The organism is Phocaeicola sp. RTP21198st1_B8_RTP21198_201120 (assembly GCF_040929485.1).
GTDB lineage: Bacteria > Bacteroidota > Bacteroidia > Bacteroidales > Bacteroidaceae > Phocaeicola > Phocaeicola dorei.
Genome location: NZ_JBCOCI010000138.1, coordinates 1 through 5,801, shown reverse-complemented (window position 1 = coordinate 5,801; position 5,801 = coordinate 1). Strand labels below are relative to the sequence as shown.

Sequence of the window (5,801 nt, the reverse complement as noted above, 5' to 3'; positions counted from 1 at the left end):
TGCGGTGGTCAACCCCAATACACGAAAAAGTCTGACTACGGAACTTTCAGAGTTAGAAAATGAGGAAATTTATTTAAAGACACAAATAGAAGGCTCTATAGATAAAGATCTTATAACAGAAAATACAGTATGGATAGATGGCACATGGGATTGGGAAACAAATTCGTCTGCGGGTAATAGTATTCAAAAACAAAATTATAAGCATACCAAATTGACAGATGTAGGATATTACGATACTCTAAAAATGTCAGGACTATCAGAAAAAGTAGACGTTTCTGATATTTTCCCTTCAATTAGTATTTATAGTGGTAGCGAACAAATAGAATATTTGAGGGGTAGTTCTGCGGTTATTAATATGGATAAATATTCCGACAGAAGCAATATTAACATCATTATTCAAGCAAAACAAGATAATTCTATAATTCCTTCTGTTATTGCCAACAGCAAAGCTAAAGTAGTTAAGCCTGAAGAACTTATATCTATTCAATCTTCTATAAATAAAATAGAAGGGTTGGAGAAAGATGTCATAGGTGTCCTTACTTGGAATAAAAAAAGATGGGTAACAGGAACAAATCAACCTAATGGCGGGGAGTTGGGATATAATGCTGTTCAAAAAATTTGGTATGCAAGGATTGACATTTCAGAATATGATAGTATTATTTGCGATGGATTATTAGATGGCTCATCCATAAGCACAAGTGCATCTGCATTAAATGGTATATGTATTTATGGTGATAATACCCTTGTTAAAGGAATTAGAGATGCAAGTGGTGAAACTATTATTAATACATCAGACTATTCCCAATATACCAAGCTGGAATTAATTTTACAATGTGAATCAACTTCAGATGATGAATTTATTCCAAAAAATGATTCAAGTATTATAGTCATAATGGATAGTTCTGTAGCTTCAAGAGAAGATTTTAATAATTTATCTGATTCTGTTGAATTTAATACCACAGAAATAGAAAAAATTAATTATTTAATTTCTGGAGCAGATAATATAGATATATTTAATTCTTTTACTTGGAATAAAAGAAGATGGCTTACGGGGGCAAATCAACCGAACGGAACAACTCAAGGTTATAATTCAATACAAAAATTATGGAGCACAGATAAATTAGATATATCTAATTATGATACAGTTACTATTAAAGGACTATCTAATAATGGTAGTCTGTCTAATAATACAAATAGGTTGTCAGCTTTTATACTGTATGGAGATGATAATGTAATTTATGAATTAACAAACGGAACAGGACCAGTAACTATCAACACATCAGATTATTATCAATATACAAAATTAGAACTTATATTACAGACAAAATCTACTTCAGATAATGAATTTATTGCTGTTGGAGAACCAAGTGTCATTGTTTATAAAGCAGGAATTTCTTCTGAAAAGCCTAAGCCTAAAAGAGTTGTTATAGTAGGAGATTCACTGTGTGGTAATAATAGTGCATTGATAATAAAACAACTTAATAATATATTTAAATTTACAGGATATGAATTAATTCAAAGATGCCAAGGTGGCGAAAAAACTATTGGCAATTTAACAAGGGCAGGAGGTATAGGTATAAGGGTTAAAGGTGAGTTTACTATACCAGCCAAAGGCCCTGTTATTTGTGCTTTAGAAAGCGCATGGATAAAAAGTGACGGAATTTATCACGACACACCTTATGTTGCTATATCAGATGGGCAAAACGTACAGGTAGTTATTAATGGTATAAGAGGAAATTTGGCAAAGCAAGCCATTGACGCTGTTGGTATAGCATTTTATACAGAGAATGGCACATTTATAAAAAGTCTATCCGAGACTGGCACCCATTCAATTCCATCTACTGCGACAAAATATACATTCACAATAAATAATCCAAATGTTGGAGAACCACATATTACAATAAACGAAGATACGGTGGACATTAAAACTAATGCAACAAGAGATGGCTATATAGATAGTAAGGGACAATATCATTACTCTGAATTATTCAAGTGCAGTGAGCTGCTGCCTATAAAACAAGGAAAAATTTATTTTGACAGCTTAGCCACCTCTTTATTGTATGAATTTACAAGGTTGGAAGAAGGAAGAGAAACAAAAATAGGTGTAGGCAATGTGTTTTTTGACGCTGCATTGTATGATGACAAGGATTATCCTCATATATGGTTTACAGGTCAGAATTATGGATACGAGTCAGAAGAAGATTGGGCTAATATGGTCAGTTCATCGGCTAATAATTTTTCTGAGAAGTATATTGTCTGTTCTACGCCCTTGTCCCTTACAACTAATCAGCTAGTCTATCAAGCTAATAAATGTTTTGGTGCAAGATATATCAATCTTCGCGCTTATACTCAAGGACAAGCAGTTTATGATGGACAAGCGTTGGGTATTATAGAAGGTCAATATACAGCATCGGATTATGAAACACTCTTTTGGCCCGGCAGTGATAAAATTCATCAGAATAATTTATTATCCTATATTTGGGCTGCTAAAATGTGGAATACTTTGCTTGAACTTGGTTATGTGGAGGGAGAAAGAATAGAAACCGGGGATTATTATCTACCATAACAATAGAGTAACTCGGAAAGCTGTAAGAACGGACTAGCAGATTAAATCCTGTTAGTCCGTTGGTAACAACTTAAACGACAAAAAGTGGAAGACTATACTTATTATTCATCATTTATATGGATTGCATCTAATTTAAAGGCATTCGTGTTTTTTTCCATTTGATACACTTTTATATCAGGATTTAGTTTTTTAGCAATCTTGATTAATCCACTTTCTTTTTCGTTAATGTTTACCCCAAAATATATGGATTCAAAACATTCTCCTCCAATTCTAGGAAAAGCTCTTACCTCTTTCCAGTCTACTAGATCACTTTTATTATTTGGGTCAGGTAACATAATCCATGGAAAAGGATTGAAAATAAACATACGTGCTTCTTGTTCATGTTCCCAGACTTTAGCTTTTGTGCACATTTGATAATGAAAGAAATCTTCTTCGTTTTGGAAGTAATCCGGTTTTTCAATAATATCACGATATTGGACTTCATGAGCATGTTTATCAACTATCTGTCCAAGTGATGCATCGAAATATTTAGCCACTTTCTCCATATTCAAGCCGATACAAACTCCTCTATGATTATTATAATAAGCCCACATCAATAACGAATCAAAGACTTTTGACAAGCAGCATACCCAAACGTCCTCCCGATTCTTTCTATATTGGTCAAATGCAAGCGATTCAATAATATCCGATGTCCATGTTTTACACCTTTCATAAGGTACTTTAGAGAAGTCTATTAAATTGGGATCGCAGTCGAAAGGATCGTTGAATTGCATCGCATTAGTAAACTGGAGAGTTCTATTTGAAAGCATCATTTTTGCTCCTTCAATATCAAGATACTTGTAAAGAACGGAATTCTTTGTTCGGCTTCGGTCTGTATGTTGTTGATCTGATTTCATATTATCATTATATATTAATTTATAACTATATTTACCCTCTTTTCTAAAAGAAGTTTTGAGATACAAAAGTACATCTTTATTTGAAAATTAATAAAGCATATAATAAATAATGAAATATGATCATAAAATTATATCTATTGGCATAAATGCTTTTAAAAAGCAATGACTATTTAAAGGATGACTCTCTTGAAGAGTGCACCCTTTAACATTCTAGAACCATTCTGCATCCGGATGCACTTCTACGGACAGATGGTTCATTATTTTGGTGATTAATTCTCGTATCATAAGTATATTATTCCATAATGTCTGAAACCCCATACGGGTTATCCAATGCGGCAATCACACATTTTTGAGCGATATCAGCTCTTCTGTCAGTAACCGCTATGATTCTGTAATTCGTTTTGTCTTCCTTAGTCGTCCGGTATGTATTCCCTGTAAAGTTTAAGCGACTAAGTTTATAACCAATCATCTGCCATAAGGCTCCTCCTACAAGATATCTTCCGATCCCTTCTGTCATGTGCAGACAGTCCCTGCTCAAATCTGTACCATAATGCCAGTTCATAAAATTATTATCCTTACCGGCCATAAATGGAAAATCTACCGCAGCCTGATTCAAGTCAGTCATTGATTCAGCCTCTTCTATGGTTGGGACCACGGTTGTTACAGGAGTGCCCGTTTCCGGATTGGATTGAGACACAACTCCCTGTATGGTCGTGTCGGTCCTTAAAGACGTGCCTCTGGCATTTTGTACGGCTGTTCCGGAAGGGATGACGAATTTTACTTCCGGGCAATGTTGCAATACCTTTTGAGCCAAGCGACACAATTCCGTATACATACCCAGCTGCCTCTGTTTTTGATTAATGCCGAAACTCAGCCACTTGTCCTTCGAACCTTGCGATGATGAAAGCGTATGATATACGCTGTACGCCCATGTCATGTTGAAACAGATTACAGGATGCGAGAACAGGCAACATCTATCAATGATGTCAGCAAACAGATTCACATAGTTCTTGGTAATATTCCCTTTCTCGTCCTGATCCCAATAGGTTGACTCATCTGCGGATTGATATGCTCCGTTCTGGATTACCACAAAATCCCACGCTTCATCGGACAAGGCTTCTTTTACCGTACTGGTGCCATTCTCCCAGGCAATGGCATTCAAATTCCACTTATAGTAGGATATTTTGCGGTCGGATTCGTAAAATGTTATATAATCCTTAATTCCAGAAGCGCCAACATAAAGGTTGCCGATAACAATATTAAAATTATAACTATGCGCTATATCTCCAACGTAATTAATCGTGTCAACCCCAAAGGAAGAACCAATGAAAAGTATCTTAAGAGAATGATAAAAATCAGTGATTTTTACATCATTAATATGCTTATGGATAGACTCATTGACATCACTGATTTTTTCGTCAAATCCTTTAATCCGAAATCCCTTGAAATAGTAACCGGTAATCTTCTCAACTGCCTCCGAAGTGCCAAAAAATGCCATTTGCATCGCATCCTCAGTGAGTTTGTAATAAGTACCGCTGTCCTGATAGGAGATGATGGATGATGTATTAGTTGAGTTTTTGAACTTCATATTCAGTCCGAGACTGTTGGCTTTTACTTGTTTTCCAGCCTTGTCATATACAGAAATCAAGTCACCGGCTTTCAAAGTTATGTCATACAAATTTTTAGTGCGCAAATATCCTTCCATTGAATCTGCTTTCAGATTCTTACCCTCACCTGTCCAGCGTCCGGTAACCAGATCATCCTCATTAATATATATGCGTCCAACATTACCACCGTTAACCGATTCGTCAATATTAAAAATGTGTTCTATATTGTCGGTTGTTGACTGTTCCAAAGACTCCACACTTTCTGTCAGTTCACTGATTTTATCCTCGGCTCCTTTCACGTAAGCCCCCTTAATCACAAACCCGTTCAAAAACTCCACATTGGATGTTTCAACTGTCATATAAATCTCAACGGCATCAGTATTTCCAATCAGAATACCATTACCGGAATCATACCAGCTCCATTCCGCCTTGTTTTTTGCGGAACCCCTGAATTTGAATGTTATGCCATAATCATTCATTTTCACTTGTTTTCCGGAAGCTTCATACATTGTTAAAATAGCACCACTTTTAATCAAAGTACTCACCTCGGTATTACGTTTATAAGAAGAGTTATCATTATGAGTCAATGATGATCCTTCTCCCGTCCACTGGCCTGTTACCCATGAATGGATATTGAGATTGATATATCCGGTATCGCCGCCGTTTAAGGAACTTTCTAATTCGGAAATTTCCGTAGTCAGACTCTTTCGTGTCTTGGGGTTGACCACTGCG

General features: G+C 35.7%; 3 protein-coding genes. 1 reads left to right on the top strand and 2 read right to left on the bottom strand.

Annotation, left to right across the window (positions count from 1 at the left end; translation table 11 throughout):
- Positions 1 to 2,566: hypothetical protein (locus tag AB5935_RS23200; protein WP_368327611.1), on the top strand; the 2,566-nt coding region annotated here is incomplete at its 5' end.
- A 101-nt stretch (positions 2,567 to 2,667) separates the two neighbouring features.
- On the opposite strand, the gene AB5935_RS23195 is transcribed toward AB5935_RS23200, so the two are convergent.
- Positions 2,668 to 3,462: a DUF2971 domain-containing protein gene (locus AB5935_RS23195; protein WP_238338796.1), complete on the bottom strand. Its 795-nt coding sequence runs from the start codon at positions 3,460 to 3,462 to the stop codon at positions 2,668 to 2,670.
- A gap of 292 nt (positions 3,463 to 3,754) precedes the next feature.
- The coding region (locus AB5935_RS23190) for a DUF4886 domain-containing protein (protein WP_368327610.1) at positions 3,755 to 5,801 on the bottom strand (2,047 nt) is incomplete at its 5' end.